Source organism: Sulfitobacter sp. CB2047 (assembly GCF_000735125.2).
Taxonomy (GTDB): Bacteria; Pseudomonadota; Alphaproteobacteria; order Rhodobacterales; family Rhodobacteraceae; genus Sulfitobacter; species Sulfitobacter pontiacus.
Map to the genome: position 1 here is coordinate 386,338 of NZ_CP072613.1, position 26,188 is coordinate 412,525.

Annotated in this window: 23 protein-coding genes; 5 read left to right on the forward strand and 18 right to left on the reverse strand. The window is 61.6% G+C overall.

The window, feature by feature from the left end:
- Positions 1–18: 18 nt before the first annotated feature.
- Positions 19–1,326, reverse strand: a complete 1,308-nt coding sequence (gene hslU / locus IV89_RS01860) for an ATP-dependent protease ATPase subunit HslU (protein WP_037942445.1) — start codon at positions 1,324–1,326, stop codon at positions 19–21.
- Positions 1,323–1,880, reverse strand: a complete 558-nt coding sequence (gene hslV, locus IV89_RS01865) for an ATP-dependent protease subunit HslV (protein ID WP_005850743.1) — start codon at positions 1,878–1,880, stop codon at positions 1,323–1,325. The genes hslU and hslV overlap by 4 nt, the downstream gene beginning before the upstream one ends.
- 74 nt (positions 1,881–1,954) lie before the next feature.
- Between hslV and IV89_RS01870 the strand changes: the two genes are divergently transcribed.
- Positions 1,955–2,920: a phosphotransferase gene (locus IV89_RS01870; protein ID WP_037942446.1), complete on the forward strand. Its 966-nt coding sequence runs from the start codon at positions 1,955–1,957 to the stop codon at positions 2,918–2,920.
- A gap of 36 nt (positions 2,921–2,956) precedes the next feature.
- Here the strand turns inward: IV89_RS01870 and trxA are convergent, their stop codons facing one another.
- The 8 genes from trxA to IV89_RS01910 all read right to left on the reverse strand — a co-directional run bounded on the left by trxA (position 2,957) and on the right by IV89_RS01910 (position 14,878).
- Positions 2,957–3,277 (reverse strand): thioredoxin, encoded by a 321-nt coding sequence (gene trxA, locus IV89_RS01875; RefSeq protein ID WP_005850739.1) that lies wholly within the window; start codon positions 3,275–3,277, stop codon positions 2,957–2,959.
- 37 nt (positions 3,278–3,314) lie between these two features.
- Positions 3,315–6,692 (reverse strand): double-strand break repair helicase AddA, encoded by a 3,378-nt coding sequence (addA, locus tag IV89_RS01880; protein WP_037942447.1) that lies wholly within the window; start codon positions 6,690–6,692, stop codon positions 3,315–3,317.
- The gene (gene addB, locus IV89_RS01885) at positions 6,689–9,652 is read right to left on the reverse strand and encodes a double-strand break repair protein AddB (RefSeq protein ID WP_037942449.1); all 2,964 of its coding nucleotides are present in this window, start codon (positions 9,650–9,652) and stop codon (positions 6,689–6,691) included. The genes addA and addB overlap by 4 nt, the downstream gene beginning before the upstream one ends.
- Positions 9,645–10,337 carry a nucleotidyltransferase family protein gene (locus tag IV89_RS01890; protein ID WP_037942451.1) on the reverse strand — a complete coding sequence of 231 codons (693 nt, stop codon included), beginning with the start codon at positions 10,335–10,337 and terminating at the stop codon, positions 9,645–9,647. Before IV89_RS01890 ends, addB begins: the two co-directional genes overlap by 8 nt.
- Positions 10,313–11,326: a phosphotransferase gene (locus tag IV89_RS01895; RefSeq protein ID WP_037942453.1), complete on the reverse strand. Its 1,014-nt coding sequence runs from the start codon at positions 11,324–11,326 to the stop codon at positions 10,313–10,315. The genes IV89_RS01890 and IV89_RS01895 overlap by 25 nt, the downstream gene beginning before the upstream one ends.
- Entirely contained in the window at positions 11,314–11,784 is a 471-nt protein-coding gene (gene tsaE, locus IV89_RS01900; protein ID WP_005850727.1) for a tRNA (adenosine(37)-N6)-threonylcarbamoyltransferase complex ATPase subunit type 1 TsaE, read from the reverse strand. Before tsaE ends, IV89_RS01895 begins: the two co-directional genes overlap by 13 nt.
- A gap of 51 nt (positions 11,785–11,835) precedes the next feature.
- On the reverse strand, positions 11,836–13,347 hold the full coding sequence (locus IV89_RS01905; protein WP_037942454.1) for a PAS-domain containing protein: 1,512 nt from the start codon (positions 13,345–13,347) through the stop codon (positions 11,836–11,838).
- A gap of 133 nt (positions 13,348–13,480) precedes the next feature.
- Entirely contained in the window at positions 13,481–14,878 is a 1,398-nt protein-coding gene (locus IV89_RS01910) for an ActS/PrrB/RegB family redox-sensitive histidine kinase (RefSeq protein WP_037942455.1), read from the reverse strand.
- Between the two features lie 99 nt (positions 14,879–14,977).
- On the opposite strand from IV89_RS01910, the gene IV89_RS01915 reads away from it, so the two are divergent.
- Both IV89_RS01915 and IV89_RS01920 read left to right on the forward strand, forming a co-directional pair.
- The gene (locus tag IV89_RS01915) at positions 14,978–15,598 is read left to right on the forward strand and encodes an SCO family protein (RefSeq protein ID WP_181358622.1); all 621 of its coding nucleotides are present in this window, start codon (positions 14,978–14,980) and stop codon (positions 15,596–15,598) included.
- Positions 15,599–15,673: 75 nt separating this feature from the next.
- Positions 15,674–16,228, forward strand: coding sequence for an ActR/PrrA/RegA family redox response regulator transcription factor (locus tag IV89_RS01920; protein WP_037942457.1), 555 nt, complete (start codon positions 15,674–15,676; stop codon positions 16,226–16,228).
- 4 nt (positions 16,229–16,232) lie between these two features.
- On the opposite strand, the gene IV89_RS01925 is transcribed toward IV89_RS01920, so the two are convergent.
- Both IV89_RS01925 and IV89_RS01930 read right to left on the reverse strand, forming a co-directional pair.
- Positions 16,233–16,718 carry a GNAT family N-acetyltransferase gene (locus IV89_RS01925; protein WP_037942458.1) on the reverse strand — a complete coding sequence of 162 codons (486 nt, stop codon included), beginning with the start codon at positions 16,716–16,718 and terminating at the stop codon, positions 16,233–16,235.
- Positions 16,718–17,311: an HD family hydrolase gene (locus IV89_RS01930; protein ID WP_037942460.1), complete on the reverse strand. Its 594-nt coding sequence runs from the start codon at positions 17,309–17,311 to the stop codon at positions 16,718–16,720. The genes IV89_RS01925 and IV89_RS01930 overlap by 1 nt, the downstream gene beginning before the upstream one ends.
- 71 nt (positions 17,312–17,382) lie before the next feature.
- On the opposite strand from IV89_RS01930, the gene IV89_RS01935 reads away from it, so the two are divergent.
- Positions 17,383–17,685, forward strand: coding sequence for a hypothetical protein (locus IV89_RS01935; protein WP_005850714.1), 303 nt, complete (start codon positions 17,383–17,385; stop codon positions 17,683–17,685).
- Between the two features lie 108 nt (positions 17,686–17,793).
- The gene (ahcY, locus tag IV89_RS01940) at positions 17,794–19,182 is read left to right on the forward strand and encodes an adenosylhomocysteinase (RefSeq protein WP_005850713.1); all 1,389 of its coding nucleotides are present in this window, start codon (positions 17,794–17,796) and stop codon (positions 19,180–19,182) included.
- A 63-nt stretch (positions 19,183–19,245) separates the two neighbouring features.
- Here ahcY and IV89_RS01945 read toward each other — a convergent pair whose 3' ends face one another.
- From IV89_RS01945 to xylF, 6 genes are all read right to left on the reverse strand, one after another.
- Positions 19,246–19,923: a DUF1045 domain-containing protein gene (locus IV89_RS01945; protein ID WP_037942463.1), complete on the reverse strand. Its 678-nt coding sequence runs from the start codon at positions 19,921–19,923 to the stop codon at positions 19,246–19,248.
- A gap of 52 nt (positions 19,924–19,975) precedes the next feature.
- Entirely contained in the window at positions 19,976–21,274 is a 1,299-nt protein-coding gene (gene xylA, locus IV89_RS01950) for a xylose isomerase (RefSeq protein ID WP_037942465.1), read from the reverse strand.
- Between the two features lie 19 nt (positions 21,275–21,293).
- Complete coding sequence (gene xylB / locus IV89_RS01955) at positions 21,294–22,727, reverse strand: xylulokinase (RefSeq protein ID WP_037942467.1); 1,434 nt, start codon at positions 22,725–22,727, stop codon at positions 21,294–21,296.
- A gap of 21 nt (positions 22,728–22,748) precedes the next feature.
- Complete coding sequence (locus IV89_RS01960; protein ID WP_005850705.1) at positions 22,749–23,492, reverse strand: ATP-binding cassette domain-containing protein; 744 nt, start codon at positions 23,490–23,492, stop codon at positions 22,749–22,751.
- On the reverse strand, positions 23,489–24,808 hold the full coding sequence (locus tag IV89_RS01965; protein WP_037942469.1) for a sugar ABC transporter permease: 1,320 nt from the start codon (positions 24,806–24,808) through the stop codon (positions 23,489–23,491). Before IV89_RS01965 ends, IV89_RS01960 begins: the two co-directional genes overlap by 4 nt.
- 118 nt (positions 24,809–24,926) lie before the next feature.
- On the reverse strand, positions 24,927–25,949 hold the full coding sequence (gene xylF, locus IV89_RS01970) for a D-xylose ABC transporter substrate-binding protein (RefSeq protein WP_037942471.1): 1,023 nt from the start codon (positions 25,947–25,949) through the stop codon (positions 24,927–24,929).
- Between the last annotated feature and the right edge of the window lie 239 nt (positions 25,950–26,188).

Below are 26,188 nucleotides of genomic sequence, written 5' to 3' on the forward strand. Positions count from 1 at the left end.
ATGGCAGATTGAAAAGCCCTAAAGAACGTAGCGTGACAGATCGGTGGATCGTGTCAGTTCGCCGAGATTCTGTTCGACGAAATCGCCGTCGACAGTGATCTTTTCGCCGGTGCGATCCGGCGCGCTGAACGACAGCTCTTCAAAGACACGCTCCATCACGGTGTAAAGCCGCCGCGCGCCGATATTCTCGATCGACTGGTTCACGTCGGCGGCGATCTTGGCCAGCGCCTTGATACCTTCGTCGGTGAATGTGACCTCGACCTCTTCGGTGCCCATCAACGCCGTATATTGCAGCGTCAGCGCATTGTCGGTCTCGGTCAGGATGCGAACGAAATCATCCTCCGTCAGCGCGCGCAGCTCGACGCGGATGGGCAAGCGGCCCTGCAATTCGGGCAACAGGTCGGACGGCTTGGCAATATGGAAGGCGCCCGAGGCGATAAACAGGATGTGATCCGTCTTCACCGGCCCGTGTTTGGTAGATACGGTGGTGCCTTCGATCAGGGGCAGCAGGTCACGCTGCACGCCTTCACGGCTGACATCGCCGCCACGCGCGTCAGAGCGGGCGCACACCTTGTCGATCTCGTCCAGAAAGACGATGCCGTTCTGCTCTACCGCCTCGATCGCGGCGCGGTTGACGGTTTCGTCATCCAGCAGCTTGTCGGCCTCTTCGCTGATCAGCACCTCGTAGCTTTCGGCGACAGACAGACGTTTCTTGACCGTCCGACCGCCCATGGCTTTGCCAAACAGATCGCCAAGGTTCATCATCCCCATACCGCCGCCGGGTTGTCCGGGGATATCCATAGCCGGAAACGGGCTAGAGGTATCGGCGACTTCAAGCTCGATCATCGTATCGTCCAGCTCGCCCGCTTTCAGCTTCTTGCGGAACATATCGCGGGTGCCTTCGCGGGCGTCCTTGCCCGCAATCGCGTCAACAACGCGTTCTTCGGCGGCCTTATGCGCGCTGACCTTCACGTCCTCGCGCATGTATTCGCGGGTCATGACGATGGCGCTGTCTACCAGATCACGGATGATCTGTTCCACATCGCGGCCGACATAGCCGACTTCGGTGAATTTCGTCGCCTCGACCTTGAGGAAAGGGGCCCGCGCCAGTTTTGCCAAGCGGCGGCTGATCTCGGTCTTGCCCACGCCGGTGGGCCCGATCATCAGGATGTTCTTGGGGTAGACTTCGTCGCGCAGATCATCGCCCAACTGCTTGCGGCGCCAGCGGTTGCGAAGCGCCACGGCAACGGCGCGTTTGGCGTCGTTCTGGCCGATGATAAAACGGTCAAGTTCAGAGACGATTTCGCGGGGGGTCAGATCGGTCATTGTGTGATTTTCTCCACCGTGAGGTTACCATTGGTATAAACGCAGATGTCCGACGCGATCTTCATCGCATCCCGCGCGACGGTTTCAGCGTCGCGGTCGCTGTCCATCATGCCGCGCGCCGCGGCCAGCGCGTAGTTCCCGCCCGACCCGATGGCCGCAACAGAATGTTCAGGCTCCAGCACGTCACCCGCGCCGGTGATCACCAGCAGCTCGCGCCCGTCTGAAACGATCAGCATCGCTTCGAGCTTTTGCAGGTATTTGTCGGTGCGCCAGTCTTTGGCAAGCTCGACACTGGCGCGCGCCAACTGCCCGGGCGTGGCTTCAAGCTTGGCTTCAAGCCGTTCCAGCAGCGTGAAAGCATCGGCAGTCGATCCGGCAAAGCCCGCCACAACGTCAAACCCGCCAGGGCTAAGCCGGCGCACCTTGCGTGCGGTTCCTTTGATCACGGTTTGGCCAAGGCTGACCTGACCGTCGCCCGCGATCACGACTTCGCCGTCTTTCTTCACACCGATGATGGTGGTCCCGTGCCAGCCGGGGAATTCTTGCTTTGACATGTAGCCTCCATAGTTCAAACCTATATGAAAACCCCGCCGCTGTTTCGCAAGGCTAATGTCCCGAAAGGATTTGAATGCCACCGGTAGACGACCTGAAAACCAAGGGATTTCAGATATTTGAGGGATTAGCGGCCAAGGCGGGGATTGCGCCCGAAACCTGTACCTGCGGGGCCGAGTGGATCAAGGATGACAGCAGTCAGCGCCAGATCGTGCAGCGCTATGACGGGCGTGACGGGGGCTCTGTCGTGCTCAAACACGTGGCCCGTCCGTGGGATACCGACAGGTTCACCGCGATGCTTGCGGCCCATCAGGCGGCCTGTGATGCACTCGACGGCGTGCCCGGCTATAGCGTGCCGCAGATCCTCGCGGCGGAGGCGGGCCAGCAGGCCTATCTTATGCGCTTTGCCAAGGGCGACACGTTTCTGGACCTGTGCCGGCAGACAGAGGATCACGCCCCCTTGCTGCGACGGGCGGGCGGCTGGCTGGCGGCGTTTCACGGGGCCACTTTGCAGGGCACCCATCCGTTTCAGCCGCGGTTCATGGTCAATCACCTGCACCGTCTGGTGGCGCGTGTTGAAAGCGGTGCACGTCGGATCAACGGCAAGCAACGATTTGCGGCCTATGTGGGCCGTATCGCGGACTACGCGCCGCAGGCCCAAGGGCACGCGGGCCAGATCGCGGCGAAACACGGCGACCTGAACGGGTATAATCTGGTGATGGCGCCCGACGAGACGGCAGCGTTCGATTTTTCAGCGACCACACCGTCGCCCGTGGGCTATGACATCGCGCGGCTGCTGCAAAGCTATACCCAGATGGTCGGCGACCTTGATGCCTTGCCCAAAGGCCATTGCGTTCCCCCCGCCGCCTGGGATGCGTTCTTTGAAGGGTACACGCTGGTGCCGCCCGATGATCCCACGGTGCACTTCCTGACGCGGGTGCAGATCCTGACCGACTGGAACCGGATCCAAGAACATGGATCTATCGCCAATGTCATGCGGTTCGAGCGGATCAAAAAAATAGCGCGCCAAGCCTTTGCCTGACGCGCCATTGAATGTGCTTGCTGCGGGTGCGGCAGCTTAGATCGACTCTTCGATCCAGCCTTGCAGCGCGGCCTTGGGGCGGGCGCCGGCCAGGTTCGATACGACTTCGCCGTTCTTGAAGATGAACAGGGCAGGGATGCCACGGACACCCATCTGGGCGGGGCTGTTCGGGTTCTCGTCAACGTTGACTTTGACGATCTTTACCTTGCCGTCCATCTCGGAGGAAAGTTCCTCGAGCGCGGGGCCGATCTGCTTACAGGGGCCGCACCACTCAGCCCAGAAATCCACCACAACGGGGATATCGGAATTCTTAACTTCTGCGTCGAATGTTGCGTCTGTGACTGCGACGGTTGCCATGTTGCTGCTCCTGCACGGGGTTGGTTAGAGTGGGAACCTATGTAGCCCCATGCGTCCCGTCAAGATCGCGCACCCGCGATAGGGCGTTTGTGATCAGCGCGTCGGGCAGTTCCGTCAGCGTGGCGGTACGGGTCCATAAAATAGCGGTGCGGATGCGGTGATCGGGAAACACCTGCGCCAGCGCGGCGGCATAGGCCCCCATCTGGCGCAACAGGCCTTCGGGGCAGCGATCAGGCGTATCGGGCACCACGCGGTTGGTTTTGTAATCCACCAGCAATACATCCGTATCCGACACCAGCAGCCGGTCGATTGTCCCGTGCAGCCGTTCGGTGCCCAAGGGCGCGGTGATCGGTACCTCTGCCAAGGCGTCCTTGCCAAAGACATGCGCCAATTCGGGCGTATCCAAGACGGCGATCGCCTCTCTCAAGGCGGCTTGGGCGACGGTTTCGTCATACCCCTGCGCCAGCGTGTGCAGCACACCGTTCCAGCGGTCGCTGTGCATCATGGGCAGGGTTTCCAGCATCTTATGCACCAGATTGCCGTAGGATTTCGCCGCATCTTCCGATTGGCCATCATCGCCGGGCAGGGCCTTGGCACCGCCCAGATCAGAGGGGGCCAGCGTTTTGGCGCGTAGCGGAATATCGGTAAGGGGCGTGTTAAAAGCAGGCTCTAACACTGGCGTCGTATGGGTTTTGGGGGCGGTGTCGATCACTGGCAGCGCATCCCAGTCGCCATGTTCAAACCGCATCCCGCCCGAGCTGCCAACCGGCTTGGCACCGGCCTGACCCATCGCGGCGCCGACCATCTGATACCAGCTGTTGCCATCCTTGGGCAGCTCTCCCGCCGCGGCCACGATCAGCCATTTCTCGGCCCGCGTCATCGCCACATAGAGCAGCCGCAGCCGTTCGGCCATCTCGCGCGCCTTGCGGTCGTCCAGCGCGCCGCGCATGGCAGCGGGCATATCCCCTTCGGACAGTTTCCACACAGGCGTGTCACCGATCTTGATGATCTCATCGCGGATCACCAAAGGGCGTTTGCCCGTGTCCGGCAGGATCACAATCGGTGCCTCTAGCCCCTTTGCCCCGTGCACGGTCATCACCCGCACCTGATCCGAGGCATTGTCGATCTGGCGCTTGATCTCAAGGTCGTCGGTCTGCATCCACACCAGAAACCCCGTGAGGCTGGGGATTGCGCCGCGTTCATACGATAGCGCCTGCGAGAGCATGGCGTTGATCCCGTCCTCTGCCTCTGACCCCAGCCGCGCCAGCAGCTTACGGCGCCCGTCATGGCGGGTCAGGATACGTTCGATCAGGTCATAGGGCCGCAGGAAATCGACCTGCGCCCGCAAATCTCGGAGGATCGCAACGGTTTCGGGGTAGGCATCGCTGCTGCGCAACGCCTGCCACAGGTGATCTTCCTTGCGGTAGTGGGACAGGGTGAACAACATCTGCTCTGTCCACCCGAACAGAGGCGATTTCAGCGCCGTTGCCAGCGACAGGCTGTCTTCGGGCGTGGCAAGAAAGCTCAGCAGCGCCGCCAGATCCTTGACCGCCAGTTCGGCCCCGACCTTGAGCCGGTCCGCGCCCGCAATCGGCACACCGGCGGTTTTGCACGCGCGGATGATTTCCGAGAACAGATCACTGCGCCGCTGCACAAGGATCAAAAAGTCACCCGCCCGAATACGCCGCCGCGCAAAGGTGCCGGGGGTATCGGTATCGACGGGAAGATAATGTTCGCCCTCGATCAGCTCCTTGATCTGCGACGCGACCTGATCGGCCAGAACGACCGTATGGTGATGCGCCGACTTCTGATCGACAGGATCGGACCATTCACGGTCATCAGGTTCATCGGTTTTCTCAACCACAGGCCAAAGATCAACACGGCCGGGCAGGGCGGATTTGAACGCCTTATGCGCCGCATCCGCCTGAAACCCTGCATCCGTATGCGGGGCGAGCGTTGTATCCACCAGGTGCAGGATCGCCGAGGACGATCGGAACGAATATTCAAGGCTGCGCCGTTGAAAGATCTGACCCGCTTGGGTGATTTTCTGTTCGAACAGATCCTGTTTGTGATCAAACTCGCGCGGGTCGGCCCCCTGAAAGGAATAGATCGACTGTTTTTTATCGCCCACAACGAACAGCGTGCGGTCTTCCTCTTCTCGGGCACCGTCGCCGCTGTAGAATTCATCGGCCAGCCGTTCGATCACATCCCATTGGCGCGGGCTGGTATCCTGCGCTTCGTCCACCAGAATATGATCAATGCCACCGTCGATCCGATAAAGCACCCAAGCCGCGACCGCAGGGTTGGTCAGCAGCGCCCGCGCCTTGAGGATCAGATCATCAAAGTCGAGCCAGCCGCGTTTCTGTTTCTCGTGGGCGTAGATTTCAAGGAAACGATGTGCGAATTGATGCAGCACATGGGTCTTCTGCGCCGCCCGCAGCGCCAGCCGCGCGTCACGGGCATCTTCGACCCGCCGCATCAAGTCATCGACCTGCGGCATCAAATCAAACAGCAGCTTTTGCGTCGGTTTCGTGGGCAGGGTGCCGACCTTGGCGGTAAAGGGTTCCTTGGCACCCGCACCGGTCAGCATCACGTCTTCCAGAACGGGCAGGGCAGAGATATTCATTGTCTGGATCGTCGCCAGCTTTTCCGCCGCTTTGCCGTCCAGCCCGCCCTTGGCCCGCATCGGCGGGATCATCTGTTCAAGGATCATCGCCTCTGATCCCAGAAACACCGAAGTTGTGATCTTCTCCTCGGTCAGGTCGGCGGGCTGATCGAACAGCGCCAGCACATCTTCCCATGACAGCACAGTGGCAAAGCCTTCGCGCTGCCCGACGATACTGCGGGTAAGCTTGCTGAAATCCTCGCCCGTGTACATCCGCGCCAGCGTGGTGATCAGCGCGGCATCCTGCCCCTCGGCCATGGTGTCCACGATCTCGGCCCGCAGCAGATCGGCGGCGCGGTCTTCGATCTCGGTGAACTGCGGGCTCACCCCTGCTTCTAGTGGAAAGCGCCGTAATAGAGACGCACAGAACGAATGGATCGTCTGGATTTTCAGCCCGCCGGGGGTTTCGATGGCGCGGGCAAACAGGGTGCGGGCCATGCGCAGCTTTTCGGGGGTAAAGCCATCCTCGACCCCCAGCTCCGACAGTGAATGACGCAGATCGGCGTCGGTCAGCATGGCCCAGGCACCGAGCCGCTTGAACAGCCGGTTCTGCATCTCTGACGCGGCGGCCTTGGTGTAGGTCAGACACAGGATATGCTGCGGTTCGACCCCGTTCAGCAACAGCCGCGCCACGCGGTCGGTCAGCACGCGGGTCTTACCCGACCCCGCATTCGCCCCCAACCACGTAGAGGCATCGGGCCGCGCCGCGTCGATCTGCGCGCGGGTGGCGTCGTCAAAGGGGGCGGTCATGTCAGATCCTCCGGCGTGGGTTCGGTTGTGGCATCCCATTCGCCAAACCGGGCCAACTGGTCATAATCGCCCGCAAAATCCGTGGTTTTAACCATCCGGCGCGCGGTAAAGCCTTGTTCATCCGACAGGTAGCTGGTGATCAGCGCGTGCAACTTGGCCAGCACCTCGTGCGGGGGTTCATCCTCAAGCGGCGCTGGGCGTTCCACCGGTTTGCTGCCAAGCCCGATATAGGCGGCTTGGGCAACGGGGGCGGGGCCGATTTCCTTGAAACCGCCTTCCTCGACCATCGCGGCTTCAAGCAGCAACTGCTTATCAAATGCTTTCTGCTCGGCCACACTGGGCGGCGTGCCGGTCTTGTAGTCATAGATCAGAATATCGCCATCTTCCGTCCGGTCGATCCGGTCGGCAAATCCCATAAGGGTAAAGCCCAGATCGGGGAACGCGTGACTGCCCTTGGCGGCTTTTTCAAAAGCGGCGGGGGTGGAATAGCTTTGTCGATGCAGCTCGTTTTCGATGAACCAATCGGCAATCCGTTCGATCTTGGTCAGCCACATGACGCGCGCGGCGGGCCAGGGGGCTTCGGCCTCTAACACGGTGCGGGCCGTCTCTAACAAATGGCTTTTCGTCAAAAGCGCAGGCTCCGCTGTCACCGATTTGATGAAGCGTTCCATGATCTCGTGCACGATGATGCCGCGCACAGGCGCGTCTGGCGATTGCACCAGCGGGTTCAGCGCACGCAGTTTCAGGCTGTGTTTGGCATAGATCGCATAGGGGTCGCGGATCAGGCGCTTGATCTCTGTTACCGACAGCGCGTGGGGGCGTGCGGCACGGGGCGGGCGCGGCGACGGGCGCGGCGCGGGGGGCACACGGGTCACGGTTTCCAGCGCGCGGGCCTGATCCAGCCAGTGGTCGCCGCGTTTGATCATCGCCGTCCACGCCGCATCACCGCCCTGCGCGGGCAAACCGTTCAGCAGGTTGCCCAAGCGGTTGAGCCAGCGCGAAGGCACGGTTTCCGCCTCGTCCGAGCGGATTGCGCGGGTCAAACAGACCTCGGGCGCGGCAATGGATTGTTGATAGTCATGGGCCGACAGGCCGATCCGCCGTTCGGGCAGCAGCAAACCGGCTTTCAGGCGCATCTGGCGGTTCAGCCAAGGGTCGGGCGGCGGAGCTTCGGGCCAAGTGCTGTCGTTCAGCCCGCCAAGGATCACCAGATCGGCGCCTTGCACGCGGGCCTCGAGCGTGCCCCAGATCATGACGTTGGGATGCGGCGCGTCGCGGTCGCGGATTTCGCCCTGTTGCAGCAGGGCACCCACCAGATCGGTATAATCCGCTGCCGACATCTCGCCCCCATAGGGCGCGTTTTCGGCAAGGTCGTTCATCACCTTCGCCGCCTCTTCGCCCGCGTGGTGCTGCCACAACCCGTTGGGCTGGCTTGGCGTGGCACCGTCGGCGATGGCATCGGCCAGCGCCATATGCAGGGCGACCCATTCCTCTAGCGGCCGGTCGCCGGTGAGTTCGCAATCGGTCAGATGGGTGCCGACCCAATCGGCCCAAACATCCATTTGCGCGGGGTCTTTCGACCGCGATACCGTCTTGCGCGCCAGTTTCAACACACCTTCCGCATCCGGATAGGGCAGCCCGTCGCGGCGCAGTTGCAGTTCCAGCCGTTGGGTGTTGAGCTGGTGAAAATTGCGATCCCCGCCGCTGTGGGTTAGCGGGTGTTTCAGCAGGGTTAGCAAGGCTTCGGAATCCAGCTTGCGCAGGAACAGATCGCCCACGTGACGCAAGAACCGACCCGGAGGCGACAGATGCAGCGGCAGGCCCGCGCTGTCGTCGGGCAGGATGTTCCACCGGTCCAGCGCCGAGGTCACCTGACGCGACAGCATCCGGTCCGGGGTGATCAGCGCGGCGGTTTTACCGTCCTCGACTGCTTGGCGCAGGCGCAGCGCAATCGCAAGCGCTTCGGCACGTGGGGTGGGGGCCTGTATCAGGGTTAACCCTTCGGTGGCCTGATGCAGATCGGGCAGTTTCGGCCCTTCGGTCAGCCAGACGTGGGTCACAGGGGCAGGGCGCAGGGACAGCGACACCAACGCATTGCGCGCGGCAGAGGGCGGCGGCGTGTCGGTCCAGGCATCGATCTTGCTGCGCGACATCTCGAGCTGGCGCAGCAGGTCGCGGAACCGGTATTGCGGATGATCCTGAGAGATCTTTTCCTGATCCTCGCCCAGATCGGTCCAGACCGCTTGCGGCATGTCGAAACAGAAACCCGGAAGCACAAGCGCGCCTTGCGGCAGCTTTGCCACCGCCTCCATCAGCAGGGCAGAGGTGCCCCGTGATCCGGTAGAGCCCGCGACGATCACCGGATGCCGGGGCGGGTTCTGCTCCCACTCTGCGATCAGGCGCTGTGCGACCTGACGTTGCCGCGCACGCGGATCGGGGCGGGTGACGCTTTCCCCCAGATACTGATGCGCGATGGCGAGGAACTGTTTCGCGCGTTCCCAATGGCCCGATTGGTCGCTGACATCCAGCTCGGTCACGGCCTCGACCGGCACGCCTTCGCCCTGCATTTCGTCGATCAACTGCGCCAGACTGTCCGACAGGTCATAAAGCGACGCGCGCGGGGCCAGTTCAGGCGCTTGATCCAGCAGCTTTGACACCAGTGTAATCAACTCTAACCGGCGGCGTAGAGCCGGACCGGGGCGCGGCAGGTCAACGCCGCTGCCAAGGGTATCAAGGTTGTCGATCAGATGGATGCGCGGCAGCAGGCTGGGCGGGCCCGCGTCAAAAATATCGCGCAAACGCCGCTGCATCCGGCGGGTGTTCACCACCAGATCGATCCGCCCGATGGCATGGGCGGGTTGCCCTTCCAGCCGCGAAAGCAAACCCCGCACCAGTTCCTTGGGAAAGTCGACGCCGGGGGCCAACCCGAAAACGCGCGGTGCGTCCTGCGGTTCAAACATCGGCGGCGTCCAGCATGTCTTCGGCAAGGGTGATCCCGCCGGGGTGGCCGACATCGCACCAGCCGCCGGGATAGGACAGCCCATACATCCGCCCGCGGTCCAGCATCACGTCCCACAAGAGGTTGAGCGAGAATGCACGCTCTGAAATCGTCTCTAACAGGTCGGTTTTGATGATCTGCACCCCGCCATAGACAACCCCCGGCCCGCGTTTCAACGCGCCGTCGGTGCCCATTGTAAAGTCTCCGTCGCCCCCATGCCCCACGGCCTGCGTCACCGGCACGCCCATCAGCAGCGCATCCATCCTGTCGGGGTCCCATGCGTCCGCCAGCAAGGACAGCGGGTTGGGGCCCGCCCAGATCGCATCGGTGTTCATGGTAAACACGGGCCCGTCGCCCAAAAGCGGCAACGCATTGCGCAGCCCGCCACCGGTTTCCAGAATATCGGGCTGTTCCACAATCGTCTGCACGTCGCGCCCCGCCAGATGATCCAGCAGCGGGTCGGGCTTATAGTGCAGGTTCACGACGATCCGCCGCGGCGCGACACCGCGCGCCAGATCAAGCGCGTGGTCGATCAACGGCTTGCCCGCGACAGGGATCATCGGCTTGGGCTGGTCTTTGGTCAGATGTTGCATCCGCGTGCCGAAGCCGGCGGCAAACATCATCACGGCATCGGGGGCGTGGCGCATCTGGCTTTCAAATCCTTCAGAAAATCGGGGGTCGGCGCGGGGAGGGCGGGACGCAGCACATCGGCCAAGGGTGCAAGCGCCGGATCATCAAGGTTACGCTGCACATAGCCCCAAACGCGGGGGATGAAATCGACATAATGCGCCTTGCCGTCGCGCAGGCACAGCCGTGCAAAGATTCCCAAGATCCGCAGGTTGCGTTGCAGGCCAAGCAAGGCATAGGCGCTGCGGAAGGCGGCATCATCCTGTCCGCTTTGCCGGATGTAATGGACGATCATCGCCGTCTCGATCTGCGGGGTCACATCGCGCCGCGCATCTTGCAGGATCGACACCAGATCATAGGCGGGGTGGCCCTGCAGCGCGTCTTGAAAATCCAGCAGCCCCACGCGGGCAGAGCCCGTCCGCTCGGGCCGCCACAACAGATTTTCAGCGTGGTAATCGCGCAGGATGATCACACGGGGGCTATTGTCCAGCGCGCGGGCCAGCGGGGTGAAGAGGGTGTTAAACTCCGCCGCGGCACCGCTGTCGGGGGCGTACCAGTCAAACACCATCTGCGCCGCCTCTGTCAGCCAATCGGCATCGCAGAGCGGCAGATCGGGGGGCGGGGCCTTGTGCAGGTCCAGCAGACAGTCCGTCGCGGCGGTATAAAGCTGCCGCGTCATCGCGGGCGATTGGACCATCAGCCGCGCAAACAGGTCATCGCCCAGATCCTCGATCAGCAGAAAGCCGTTGCCTGCGTCTTGCGCGTAGATCTCGGGCGCGCTGGCCCCTTGGGCGCGCAGCCACTCGGCGATGCGGACAAAGGGGCGCACGTCTTCGCCCTTGTCGGCGGGGGCGTCCATCAGCACGGCGGTGCGGCCATCATCAAGGATCAGACGGTCATAGCGGCGGTTCGATGCGTCCCCGGCCAGCAGATCGCGCCGCGCCTGTGCCCACCCCGCATCGGCAAGAAAGCGGTCCATAGCAGTCATACGGTCGTTCATTTGCGCCATGCCCCCAGCTTTTCGGGCCATTTATCGTCGTTCCACGTGGCAGAGAGCCGCCGTGTGTCGTCGCCGGTGACCGTCAACGTCAGATCAAGCGCATCTTCGGGGCGCAGATCGCCCAGCCTGTCGGGCCATTCCACAAGGCAGATGGCATCGCTGAACGCATCGGTCAGCCCCAGCTCTTCGATCTCGTAGACAGAGGTCAGACGATACAGATCCGCATGCCAGATCGCGGCGGCGGGGGCGTCATAGGTCTGCACCAGCGTGAAGGTGGGCGAGGGCACGTCTTCGGGCACCGCCAGCAGCGACTGGATCAGCGCCCGCGCGAAATGCGTCTTGCCCGCGCCAACGTCGCCGGTCAGTAAAACAACGTCGCCCGCAGTGAGCGCGCGCCCAAGGGTCACGGCCAATCGGGCGGTTTGGTCTGCGTCATGCAGCGTAAGATCAAGTGCGTGTGATGCCATGCGCCAAGGTTACTTGGGCGCGGTGGTGCGCCGCAAGGCGAAAGCGGGGCGTCAGGCGTCTTGTGGCGGTTTCTCGGCTTCGGGGTTTTCAATCTCTGCCACCGGCTTTTTCGGCTGATGAAACCGGATCAGCGTGGCCCCGTCCACTATGGGGGAAAACAGGCAGGTCAGCTCTGTCCCGTTGGCAAGATACAGCGGCATGCTCCACTTCATGCGATCTTCGCGGTTGGTGACGAAATCCTCTATCTCCTGCCACAGCAGATTGGGGGCGGACCGGCGGTGCCAGCCCTGAATGGCGTCGTGGATAGAGATATCGGCAAAGGTCATGTCGGGATCGACACCCCAAAGGTCATTATACGCGGTGTTAGAGAAGGTCAGAATACCCGACGACGAAAAGACGACGATGGCATCGTCCAGCGTATCAAGCATCGCCTGCCCCTGTTCCAGCTCTGCCCTGAAGGTGCGGGTCAGGCTGACCTGGGCGCTGATATCCTCTATCAGAAAGGCCGTGGCCCCGTCGGGGTGCGGCCGGCCCTTGACCCGAAAGGTCTGCCCTGACTCAAGCGACCATATCTCTTCATAGCGGCCATCATGGGCGGCGCTGATCAGCTCGGACACGGTGGTGCGCCAGGTGGCATAATCCTTGGGCTCGGGGATTTTGCGCGCCTCGCGCAGCTTGTCGAAGAAGGTCTGGATCGCGGGGCGGGCGCTCAGGAACTGCGCTCCCAATCCGGTCAGGTCGATTAACGCCGGGTTAAACAGCACCAACTGGCTTTTGCGGTCAAATATCGCGAGCCCGATGGACAGCTGCGCAAAGGTTTTGGTCAAGGTTTGCACGAAATTGCGCTGCGCCTCTTCGGCGCGGACCAATGTGGTGATGCAGGTCGCCTCATAGCAGTTGATGCTACGCGATTGGCTGTGGGTGACCGCGTACCAGTCTTTCACCCCTGTGGTCCGGTCGCGCAAGGACAGACGGTGGGTCGCGTTGCTGAAATCGCTGGGAAACAACCGCTGGGTTTCAATCGCCTGACCGGGGTGACAGGCGTTAAACAACTCGTGATAGGCATCGTTGTACCAAAGCAGTCGGTTTGCATGGTCTGTATGCCAAAGCGGCACCGACACGGTAGAGCGTAGCCGCGTCAGCGTGACCTCCGCCTCTGACCGCAGATCCACGCCCATATCATTGGGGTCCAGCACCACCACGCGGCACAGGTGCTTTTCCCAGGTGATGCGGATCAGCGTGTGAATCTTGGGGTCGGTGGCCGGGACGATCAACTGGCCTTCGGGCGTCGAAGGGGGTTTGTCGGGGAACATCGCAAAGCGACCTGACACGTTGTGATGCAAGTCGGACCATTCGTGAAACCCCGCCTCTAGCGGGCAAAACTGCGCTGTCGTGCCAGAGGCGTGCTGCAACACCCCATGGTCAAAAAGATAGGACAGCTCGGGCTCCCCCCGCGGATCGGCCTTGTCGGCGGTCTCTGCGTTATCGAGCCAGAGATAGGCGATATAGCCACTCGAAAGAATGGCAAAGATCACGAGCGCAATGTCGAAGGTGGAAGCCACGGCGGGACTCAATTCTTTAGGGTTCCACTCAGTTAAGCGCCCAAATAGTTAACAGTTTATTAACCGCCGTGTGAATGGCCGCGGAAAATCGCCGAGATCATCTTTGGTGCCCCCCACGCCGCTGCCGCAGGGATCACGTGAAGCGTGTGTTCTCTCCGGTGGGCAGGGGGGTTTCGCCGTGATGCGCATCCAGCTTTTCGCGGGGCCATGTGACCTTGACCACCGCACCGACGGGCGTGTCCGTCTTGGGGGCGCTGTCCGGCCCGTTGGCAAAGCGAAGCTCCGCACCCGAGCGTTCAAGCAAGGTCTTGGCGATGAACAGCCCCAGCCCCATGCCTTCGTATTCGGGGCGCCGCGCGTTGCTGCGGTCCGAGGGGCGCCGCCGCATGAAAGGGTCACCGATGCGGCCAAGGATATGCGGAGGAAAGCCCGTACCATCGTCAAATATCCGGACCGAGATCACCGTGTCAGACCAGTTCGCCTCTACCCAGACTGTTGTGGCGGCGAAATCCACCGCGTTCTGCATCAGGTTGCGCAGGCCGTGGATAACCTCTGGCCGGCGCAGGATCGCGGGCTGGTCGGCGGCGTCCCCGGCATCTGGCCCGAGGGTAAAGGTAAAACTCTTGCCGCGCATCCGGTGCGGTTCGGCGGCTTCTTCAAGCACCGTCATCAAGGGGGCTTGGCGCAGATGCAGATCGTCTTTACCCGCCCGCCCCATGTCGCGCAGAATATCGCGGCACCGGTCGGCCTGATCGCGGATCAACGCGGCATCCTCGGCCAGATCGGGCTGGTCTTGCAGTTCATTCCACAGCTCGCTGCTGGCCAGTTTGATCGTGGCAAGGGGCGTGCCCAGTTCATGGGCGGCAGCGGCCACCACGCCGCCAAGGTCGGTCAGCTTCTGTTCGCGCGCCAGCGCCATCTGGGTGGCGGCCAAGGCGTCGGCCATCGAATGGATCTCGGTGGTGACGCGGCGGGAATAGGCGGTAGAAAACACAATCGCGATCACCAGTGCGATCCAGATACCGAAGATAAAGATGCCCGGCAGCTCAAGCACGCCCCCATCTTGTGTGATCAACGGTAGGTGAAACAGCGCCAGCCCCGTCGCCAGCCCAATGGCTGTGCCACAAAGTACGATGGTCGACCGCAGGCTAAGCGCCGTGGCAGAGATGGTCACCGGCCCCAGCAACAACAGCGAAAACGGATTATGCAGCCCGCCCGTCAGGAACAGCAGAAAGGCCAGCTGCACCAGATCGAACAGCACCATCAGCAGGTTTTCATATTCAGACAGACGCTTGTTTTCGGGAAACACCAGAATGGCGATCAGATTGCCGATCACTGACACGCCAATCGCGAAATAGCACAACCCCAGTTCCAGCTGCAGGCCAAAGATGCGTTGCGCGACGGTGATCGCCGTCAGTTGCCCCGCAATCGCCACCCACCGCAGCACGATCATTGTGCGCAGGCGGATCCAGTTGGCACGCGCGCCCTTGCCCAGGCCTCTACCCACGGGAATGTTAGCGGCCTGCGTCATCGGCGCACCTTTTCAAAATGTCGTTTGCGTTGATAAAGGGAAAGCGTAGGTCTGTGTCCGACCGGGATCAAGAGCGCCTAACCGCGCAGGAGAATGAATATGAGAAGAGTGTTGGCAATTGGCGCGGTGTTGGTCGTGCTGGCGTTTCTGGCGGTATCCCTGATGCTGGTATACCGGACCGATGGCGACAGCGACAAATACGCGCAGTGCAAGAACTCTGCCGTGGCCGGTGGTGCCGAATTGGGCGGGCCATTCGAGCTGGTGAATGCCCAAGGCCAGACCGTGACGGACGCGGATGTGATCACCGAACCCAGCCTCGTTTACTTTGGCTACACCTTCTGCCCGGACGTCTGCCCGCTGGATGTGGACCGCAACGCCCGCGCCGTGGATGAGCTGGAGGCGCGTGGTATGTCCGTGACGCCGGTGTTCATTTCCGTCGATCCTGCCCGCGATACCCCTGAAGTTGTTGGAGATTTCGCCGCCAACATGCACCCCAAGATGATCGGGCTGACCGGATCGCCCGCACAGGTCAAAGCGGCAAGCGATGCCTATCGCACCTATTACAAGGCGCATGAGGATGAAGGGGAAGACTACCTCGTGGACCATTCGACCTTTAGCTATCTGGTGATGCCGGGCGAAGGTTTCGTCGATTTCTTCCGCCGCGATGTCCCGCCAGAGCAGCTGGCCGACAAGGTCGCCTGCTTTGTGGAACATCAGTAAAAGTTTGACCAAGCTAGGCCACCGCCACATATCTGGATAAAGTCCCGGTACAACATTCAACCAGCGGAGCATGATATGGTTCAGGAAAATGCGCTTGATCTCGGCGAGGATCGGTCCCTCCTTCTGGTGGATGATGACGAACCGTTTCTGCGACGTCTTGCCAAGGCGATGGAGAAGCGCGGCTTTGACGTAGAAACCGCCGGTTCCGTCGCCGCCGGTGTGGCGATCGCCACCGCGCGGCCCGCGGCCTATGCGGTGGTCGATCTGCGGTTGCAGGACGGCAACGGGCTGGATGTGGTCGAGGTGCTGCGCGACAAACGCCCCGATGCGCGGGTTGTGGTGCTGACCGGCTACGGTGCCATCGCCACCGCCGTCGCCGCGGTCAAGATCGGTGCGACGGATTATCTGTCAAAACCCGCTGATGCCAATGACATCGTGAACGCTCTGCTGGCCACGGGCGATGACATGCCGCCGCCACCGGAAAACCCCATGAGCGCGGATCGTGTGCGGTGGGAACATATCCAGCGTGTCTACGAGCTGTGCGATAGAAACGTGTCCGAAACGGCGCGGCGGCTGAACATGCACCGCCGGACCTTGCAGCGCATCCTGGCAAAACGGTCCCCGCAGTAACGCGCTACACGTCGTAGCGTTTGCTGATCTTGTCCACGACCTGACCCGAGGCAAGCGAGACCCCTTCGTCATAGTGCCAGTCGCGAAACCCGCGGCTTTGGTAATAGGTCAGCCCGCCGTGGTTGTCGGCGCGGATCGTGGCGTTGATCCAGACATACCCCAGCCGTGCCGCTGCCTGCGCGGTGGCATCAAACAGCGCGGACCCGATGCCCAGACCGGTACGACCAACCTGCACAAAGCTCGCGATGTCGCAGGCCTCGGGCGGCAGATCGGGGTGCGGGCTGATCCACTGGAACCCCACGACGTTTTCCTGATCGTCCAGCGCCACATGCCACGCGCTTTGATCGGCGTTGCTGGCCATCCATTCGGTCAGATCCTTGCCGGTGACAGGGCGGGTCATCGCGGTGGTGCCCCCGATGGTGATGATCTCGTTCAGCAGCTGCGCCATATTGCCGGCATCCAGCGCGATTGGCGGGCGGACCTTGACCATCACAGCGCGCCCAGCAAATCCAGATGCCGCGCGGTGAAGTCATTGCGCGTGTCCACCGGCGGGCGCAGCACGATCGACAGCCCCTCCATCAGAGCGGGGTTGGGCCGGCCAAAGAACTTGGACGCCTCTGCCTCCGAGAAACCGGCGATCTGCGTCGCCTCCATCCAGGCGCTGACCTTATCGGCGCGCTTGATCTGCTGCTTGACCGATTTCGGCAGCGCCGCAGGCAGCCCAAAGCGGATATGGATCGCGGACATCAGCCGGTCATCCAGCGCGCCATATTCCGGCCCGACCGCCGCCTTCACCGGAGATATCATATCGCCGATCACATATTCCGGTGCATCATGCAGCAGCGCGGCCAACCGCCACTTTGGCGGGGCCTTGGGGTTCATCCGGCCATAAATCGTCTCGACCAGCAGCGAATGTTCGGCCACGGAATAGGCAAAATCCCCCCGCGTTTGCCCGTTCCACCGCGCGACAAAGGCCAGCCCGTGGGCGATATCCTCGATCTCTATATCGACCGGCGTCGGGTCCAGCAGGTCAAGCCTGCGGCCGGATAACATACGTTGCCATGCACGGGATTGCTGCGCCATTCTATTGATCTGCCTTTGACACGTGGAACATTTGCGGGTTTCGCCGTGTTCTTCCCACGAAGGAGACGATCATGAAACCTGTTATTTCTGCTCTCACACTCGCACTTGGCCTCGGGACCGTGGCCGCACCCGCAATGGCAAGCGATGTCTGCATGCCCGCGCAAGAGCTGAAGGCGTCGCTGGTGGATTGGTACGGCGAAACGCCGGTTGAAGGCCAGGACGACGGCGCGGTCCAAATCTGGGCCTCGGATGACACAGGCACATGGTCTGCTGTAAAGACCCTGTCGAACGGAATGGCCTGCGTCACCGCGCAGGGCGCAAACTGGATGGCGGGGATGACCACGGACGAGATGATCGTCGCCTCGGCAGAGTAACCGTTTCGTGTGGCGCTTGACCGCCACCGTTGAGATCACCGCATCAAAGTGCTACGGCCCTTTTCAAATATACGATACATAGCCGATCTTTTGAAAAGGGATGCCCCGATGGCCAACGATTACATCGTTAAAGACATTAGCCTTGCCGCCTATGGCCGCAAGGAACTTGATATCGCAGAAACCGAAATGCCCGGCCTGATGGCCTTGCGCGCGGAATACGGCGACAGCAAACCGCTGTCCGGTTCGCGCATCGTCGGCTCGCTGCACATGACGATCCAGACCGCCGTGCTGATCGAAACGCTTGTCGCATTGGGGGCCGATGTCCGTTGGGCGTCGTGCAACATCTTCTCGACCCAGGATCACGCGGCGGCGGCGATTGCCGAAGGCGGTACGCCTGTTTTCGCGATCAAGGGGCAATCGCTGGAAGAGCATTGGGATTACCTGGATAAATCCTTCCAGTTCCCCGACGGCCCGAACCTGATCCTTGATGATGGCGGCGATGCGACGCTGTACATCTTGCTGGGCGCCCGTGCCGAAGCTGGCGAAGATGTGATCCCCGTGCCATCGTCGGAAGAAGAAGTCGCGATCAAGGCGCAGATCCAAAAGCGGATGGAGCAATCTCCCGGTTGGTTCACCAAGATGCGCGACCAGATCAAGGGCGTGTCCGAGGAAACCACCACAGGCGTCCACCGTCTGTATGATCTGGTGAAGCAAGGCCAGCTGCCCTTCCCCGCGATCAACGTCAACGACAGCGTCACCAAGTCCAAGTTCGACAATAAGTACGGCTGCCGTGAATCGCTGGTCGACGGTATCCGCCGCGCGACAGATGTGATGATGGCCGGTAAGGTCGCTGTCGTCTGTGGCTATGGCGACGTTGGCAAAGGCTCTGCCGCATCGCTGGCCGGTGCCGGTGCCCGCGTGAAAGTGACCGAAGCCGACCCGATCTGCGCGCTGCAAGCGGCGATGGACGGGTTCGAGGTTGTCCTGCTGGAAGACGTGCTGGACACCGCCGACATCTTCATCACCACCACCGGCAACAAGGATGTGATCCGCATCGAGCATATGCGCGAGATGAAGGACATGGCGATCGTCGGCAACATCGGCCACTTTGACAATGAAATCCAGGTTGCCGCGCTGAAGAACCACAAGTGGACCAACATCAAGGAACAGGTCGACATGATCGAGATGCCTTCGGGCAACCGTCTGATCCTGCTGTCCGAAGGCCGTCTGCTGAACCTTGGCAACGCGACCGGTCACCCGTCCTTCGTCATGTCCGCGTCCTTCACCAACCAGGTGCTGGCGCAGATCGAACTGTGGGAAAACACCGGCAAATACGAGAACAAGGTCTATATCCTGCCCAAGCATCTGGACGAAAAAGTCGCCCGTTTGCACCTTGATCGTATCGGCGTGAAACTGACCCAGCTGAGCAGCGAACAAGCCGCTTACATCGGCGTCACACCCGAAGGCCCGTTCAAGCCCGAACACTACCGCTACTAAGCCGGTGCATACCGTCTGACAAAACGCCGCCTCGCAGGAATGCAGGGCGGCGTTTTTCGTGGGTCAGGTGCCAAATGTGAAGCGTTCGACCTCGTGAAACCGCCCCTGTGCGTCCTCGCCACAAAGCGTCAGACTATCGATGGTGAAGGGGGCAGGGGTATCTGACACTAAATAGCGGTGCAGAGCCGTTTTCACGGGGTCGATCTGATCGGGCGCAAGCGGCCCAGTGAGGGTGATGTGAAAGCGGAAATACTCCATAATATGGGGGTATCCGTAGGTTTTGAGGTAAATCCGCTGCTGATCGGTCAGGTAAGGGGCGTTCTTGCGCGTGAACTCCGCATCCGACAGCGGCGCGCGGAAGGCGTCCAGCACCACATTGGCAGAGGCCGCAAGACTGCCAAGCGCGGTCGTGTCGCCCTGCGGCACCAGCGCCAGAAACCGCCCGATCTGCGACAGGGTCAGCCCATCCAACTGCACCGGCGCTTGCCCTTTGCAAAAGGCGGCGAGGCCATCGGTCAGCTGTGCCGCGCTGGTCGCATCGGCCAGAAAGAACGGCGCTTTGACGGTCCCGTGTAGCCCGTATTTGCGTGGTCTCTGGGTCAGCTTGGCAACATCAAGCCCCGCGATATCGGGATGTGCCACAGCTTCGCCTGCCTGCACATCCCAACCCAACCAAGCCGCGCCCCGCCGGGCGAAATCCCCCGGCGGCGGCGTATAGTAAATGGCGTAGCGTTTGAACATCTTGGGCCCCCTTATCGGTCAGCCTAGACCCCTAACAGCGCCATGTAACAGCTTAAAGATAGCGGTTAACCAGATTTTCCAGCGCTTCCTGACGGCCCGAGGCGGGCTGCGGGTTCAGCGCATCGGCTTTGACCTGTGCGTTGATCGTCTCCAGATCGCTGCTCAGCAAGCCTTGGCCGCGTTCAGAGCCCCAACCGGCATAGCGCGCGTCACGCGCCGCTTCGAGCTTGCCATCCTCCAGCATCGCGGCGGCGGCTTTCAGGCCTTTGGCACAGACATCCATCGCACCGACATGGGCCAAAATCAGATCTTCGGCGTCCAGCGACTGGCGGCGCAGTTTGGCGTCAAAGTTGGTGCCGCCGGTGGTGAAACCGCCCGCTTTCAGCACTTCGTAATAGGCCAGCGCGACTTCGGGGACGGAATTGGGGAATTGGTCGGTGTCCCAGCCTGATTGGTAATCGTTGCGGTTCATGTCGATCGACCCGAAAATCCCAAGCGCCGAGGCCATCGCCAATTCGTGTTCAAACGAATGCCCGGCAAGAATGGCGTGACCCTGTTCGATGTTCACCTTCACCTCGTTCTCAAGCCCGTAATCCTTGAGGAAACCATAGACGGTGGCCACGTCGTAATCATACTGGTGTTTGGTCGGTTCCTGCGGTTTAGGCTCGATCAGGATGGCGCCGTTGAAGCCGATCTTGCGGGCGTATTCGACGGACATCTGCAAGAAACGCCCCGCCTGTTCGCGTTCGCGTTTCAGGTCGGTGTTCAGCAGCGTTTCATAGCCTTCGCGCCCGCCCCACAGCACATAGTTCTCGCCGCCCAGCTTGTGGGTCACGTCGATACATTCCTTCACCGTCGCGGCGGCATAGGCAAAGATATCGGGGTCGGGGTTGGTGGCAGCACCCGACATATAGCGGCGGTTGGAAAACAGGTTGGCCGTGCCCCACAGCAGCTTGGTGCCCGTCTGCTCCATCTTTTCGCCAAAGTAATCGGTGATCTCGTGCAGCCGCGCGGTGCTTTCGGCAAAGGTATCGCCCTCGGGACGGACATCGGCGTCGTGGAAGCAGAAATACGGCTGACCGAGGATCTTGAACATATCAAACGCGGTGTCAGCCTTGGCGCGGGCGGCGTCCATCGTGGTGCCGAACCACGGGCGCAGGAAGGTCTGGCCGCCAAAAGGGTCGCCGCCTTCCCATGCGAAACTGTGCCAATAGGCGACGGCAAAGCGCAGATGCTCTGCCATCGTCTTGCCCATCAGCATCTCGTCGGGATTATAGCTGCGATAGGCGAAATCATGGTCCGCTTGCGGGTCGTAAGAGATCGTCGGGATGCCGTCGAAAAAGCTGGTCATGGGGATGGTCCTTCTTGTCTTAGCGCAAATGTTTTACGGCGCTATACGTGTCTGAATATCGGGCGTGGGCCTCTGAAAAGGCGTCTACCAGGGCCGGAACAGGCTCTATCACGCGGGAAATGGGGGGCGGCACGGCGATCTCGGCCCCGGCGCCGGTGGCGGCCATACGACCCAAGCGCGCAGCCCCAAGGGCACCGCCAAAGTCACCCGCGGCGGGCAGCTGGATCGGCATGTTCAGCGACGTTGCAATGGCCGACAGCCAGTAGTCGGAATTAGACCCGCCGCCGACGGCGATCAGGCTGTCGATGTGGGTACCGGTGTGCCGCATCGCGTCGAAACTGTCGCGTAGGGCGTGGGTCACCCCTTCCAACACCGCGCGGGTCATGGCGGCGCGGTCGGTGTTATGGGCCAGATGCAGGAAACCGCCCCGGATATTGGCGTCGTTATGGGGCGTCCGCTCGCCCCCCAGATAGGGCATAAAGATCGTGCGACCGGGGGCCTGTAGCGCGCCCAGATCAGAGGTGAGCGTCCGCGCGTCCTCGTTCAACACACCAGCCAGCCAATTAAGCGAATCCGTGGCCGACAGGATCACCCCCATCTGGTGCCACAGGTCCGGCAGTGCGTGGCAAAAGCTGTGCAGCGCGCTTTCAGGTGCTGCGGCATAGCCGGGCGTCGCGGCAAACAGCACGCCCGAGGTGCCAAGCGAGACGAACGCCTGACCCGGCTTCACCACACCCATCCCGATGGCCGAGGCAGCATTATCGCCGCCGCCCCCCGCAACGGGGATCCCCGCAGGTAGGCCCAGTTGCGCGGCGATAGAGCCGCTTAGGTGCCCTGACACCTGCGATCCTTCGACCAGTGATGGCATCTGTTCCCGCGTCAGGCCGGACCTTTCCAGCAAAGCGTCGGACCAGTCGCGCGCGCCGGTATCCAGCCAGCTTGTGCCTGCGGCATCCGACATCTCTGACACCGCGTCGCCGGTCAGCCAGAAGCGCAGCGCGTCCTTGGGCAGTAGCACCTTGTCAATGCGGGCGAAAATATCAGGTTCATGGTCGCGCACCCATTCCACTTTGGGCGCGGTGAAACCGGGGAACACGATGTTGCCCGTGACCGCACGCCAGAGGGGGTCAGCATCCATCGCGGCGGCCTGTGCTGCGGCGCGGGTGTCGTTCCACAGCATACAGGGGCGTAGCGGCGTGCCCGCGGCATCCAGCAGGGTCGCGCCATGCATATGTCCGCTAAGCCCGATGCCCTGCACGGCGGCCAGATCAACCCCCAGCCCCGCAATCGCATCGGCGCAGGCGGTGAACCAATCACGCGGATCCTGTTCGACCCAGCCATCGTGGGGGCGCGACACCTGCAAGGGCGCCACGCTTTCCGCGATGATGTTTTCCGCGTCGTCCACCAGCAAGGCTTTCAGCCCAGAGGTGCCCAGATCAAGCCCCAGAAACATGGTTTTCCCCTTTGTCAGCGCCTATGCGGCGTCGCGCGCCTTGCCCATGATGATCATGCTCAGGATGTCATCCTCGGTCACGTCGCCGACCTTTTCGGTGCCGATCAACGCGCCGTTTTTCATCACCGACACACGGTCGCACAGCTCAAGCATCTCGCGGGTATCGTGGCTGATCAGGAAGATGCCAAGCCCTTGGGCCTTCAGCTCTTTGATCAGATCGGCAACCATCTTGCTTTCATGCACCCCAAGAGCGGCGGTCGGTTCGTCCATGATCAGGATCTTGGCGTTGAAATAGACCGCGCGGGCAATCGCAACCGATTGCCGTTGACCGCCCGAAAGCGCCGAGACAGGCTCGCTTATCTTCTTAAAATTGGGGTTGAGACGCGCCATGATCTTGCGGGTCTCTGCCTCCATCCGCGCATCATCCACGAGGCCGAATTTATTGGTCAGTTCGCGCCCCAGAAACAGGTTGCTGGGCGCATCAAGGTTATCGGCCAGCGCCAGTGTCTGGTAGATGGTCTCGATGTTGTGGCGGCGGGCGTCACGGGGCGAATGGATGCTGGCTTTCTTGCCCTCGATCCAGATTTCGCCCTCGTCCATCTGATAGGCACCGGCAAGGATCTTGATCAGCGTGGATTTCCCCGCGCCATTGTGCCCCAACAGGCCGACGACCTCGCCCGGATACAGGTCCAGCGACACGTTGTCGACGGCACGCACCCCCCCGAAGGACAGCGAGATATTCTTGAGCTCTACAAGCGGTGTCATGATTTCCCTCCCATACGGCGGCGATAGACGATGTCGATCCAGACGGCGAAGACAAGAACCGCACCGACGACGATGTTTTGCAGCGGAGCGTCAACGCCCACCATAGCCATGCCCGATTGCAGCGATTGCATGATCAAGGCACCCAGAATGGCCCCGTGGATCGTCCCTATACCGCCCGCCAGAGCCGTGCCGCCAATGACAGCTGCCGCGATGACACGCAGTTCGTCCAAAGTGCCAATGTCGTTCGAGTGGTTGGTCAAACGGGCAGAGGCAACAACCGCGGACAGCGCCACCAAGGCCCCCATCAGGGCAAAGACCTTGACCGTCAGCAGACGGGTGTTGATGCCCGACAGCTCTGCCGCGTCGGGGTTACCGCCCGTGGCAAAGATATAGCGCCCCAGCCGCGTGCGTTTGGCCATCACGGTCATGCCAATCGCCAGCGCGATCAGCAGCAACACCGAATAGGGGATACCATATGACGCGGTATAGCCTTCGGGCATCACATCGCCACGGGCCTTGAACTCGCGCATCAGACGCGCGGTCGGAACCTCGTAGGCGTTCAGGATGGCGACAAAGCCCAGAATGCCCACGGCGATGATCAGACCGACCAGTACCTCGGCCCAAACCGGTTTCACGTGAAACCCGTGGGTGACCTTGTTGCGGCGTGACGACCACAGCGCCCAAAGCGCCAGAACCACGGCGATCAGCCCGACGACCCAAGACCATGTCTCGCCCAGGGTTCCGTTGATTCCGCCGAACTTGCGGAAGGTTTCATCCAGCGGCCCGATGGTCTGACCGTCGGTCATATACCACGCCACGTTGCGCCAGATCAGCAGCCCGCCAAGGGTCACGATGAAGGCGGGGATCGTGAGGAACCCGATCAGCCAGCCCTGAAACGCGCCGATGATGGTGCCAAACAGCAGGCCGACGACGATGGCGATCCAGGGGATCATCGGGTGCCCCAGCCCCATGCCCAGCATACGCGGCAGGATATCGGTCTGGGTCATCGCCATCGCGGCAGAGCAGGTGGCCAGCATCGCGCCGACCGACAGGTCGATGTGGCGGGTCACGATCACGAAGACCATACCGGTCGCCATAATGGCAACGCTGACCGTCTGGATCGTGAGGTTGAAAATATTGCGCGGCGTCAGAAAGCGCCCGTCGGTCAGCACGTTGAACACGAGGCAGACCAGAATGAACGCACCGATCATCCCTAACAGACGGGTATCGATTTCGAGCTGGCTAAGAAAAGAGCGCTTGGGCGCTGTCGGCGACGGATGTACATCTGCCCCGGTTTCGGTGGTCGTATCTGTCATGTGATTGGCTTCCGGATTGGGTCGCAATGTCAATCAGCGGGGCCGCAAAGCGCGGCAGCCGGGCTGAAGCAAACGGGTGGCACACCCCGCATCAGGGGGCGGGGTGTGCGTTTTGGTCTTAGTTACAGGCCGCGACGTCTGTCACGCCTTGGCACAGGGCTTCTTTCGAAATCCAGCCTGCGTCCAGAACCGCGTTCAGGTTGTCGATGGTGACAGGCACGGGGGCCAGAAACTTGGCCGACAGGGCTGTGCCCGCAGGGGATGTCCATTCCTGCGCGCCGTCCACGTCTGCCATCTCGGTGCCGCCGGCAAGGGCAACAGCGATTTCGGCAGCGTTCTTGCCCAGATCACGGGCGTCTTTCCAGACGCTGACGGTCTGCGTGCCCTTGGCAACACGGTTCAGCGCCGCGTGGTCGCCGTCCTGGCCGGATACGGGCGTGCCTTCCATGCCTTGCGCGGTCAGCGCGGCAACGGCGCCGCCTGCTGTCCCGTCATTGGAGGCAACAACCGCATCAACGTTGTTGTCTTGCGCGGTCAGGATCTGCTCCATGTTGCGCTGTGCGTTGGCGGGCAGCCAGCCGTCGGTATAGGCTTCGGCAACGATGGTGATATCACCCGCATCAATCGCGGATTGCAGCACTTCTTGCTGGCCGCCGCGCAGAAAGTCGGCGTTCGGATCGGTGGGCGAGCCCTTGATCATCACATAGTTGCCCTTTGGCATCGCTTCCAGCACGGCACGCGCTTGCATACGGCCCACCTCGACGTTGTCGAAGGTCAGGTAAAAGGCGCGGGGGTCTTCGATCAGGCGGTCATAGCCCACAACCGGAATACCTTCGTCCGCGGCTGCGGTGATTGCGGGGCCGATGGCCTGGCTGTCTTGGGCAAGGATGATCAGCGCATCAACGCCTTGGGCGATCAGGCTTTCCACATCCGACAACTGCTTGGCCGACGACGATTGCGCATCGGCGCTAACATATTTCGCACCGGCAGCGTCCAGCGCGGCCTTGATCGCGGCCTCGTCTGTTTTCCAGCGCTCTTCTTGGAAGTTCGACCAGCTCACGCCGACGGTGATATCCTCGGCTGCTGCGGTCTGAGTGAAGCCAGCAGTGGCGACGGCCGCTGCCATAAAGAGTTTACGCATTTCTTTCCTCCCAGATGAAATGATCCGATGTCCTTGGTGGCATCGGTGACGTCGTAGTATGAGGTTGCGCACTTTAATTCAGTTGTCAAAATAAATTTTACATTATGACACAAAGAATTTGACACAGATCGGCAAAACACGGCTTATTTCCTGTGGGAGACAGAGGGATTAACCTGTTGCAGGGGAATTTCAAAATACATCGGGAGGATAAAGTTTGGCGAGCGAACTAATTCGCGACC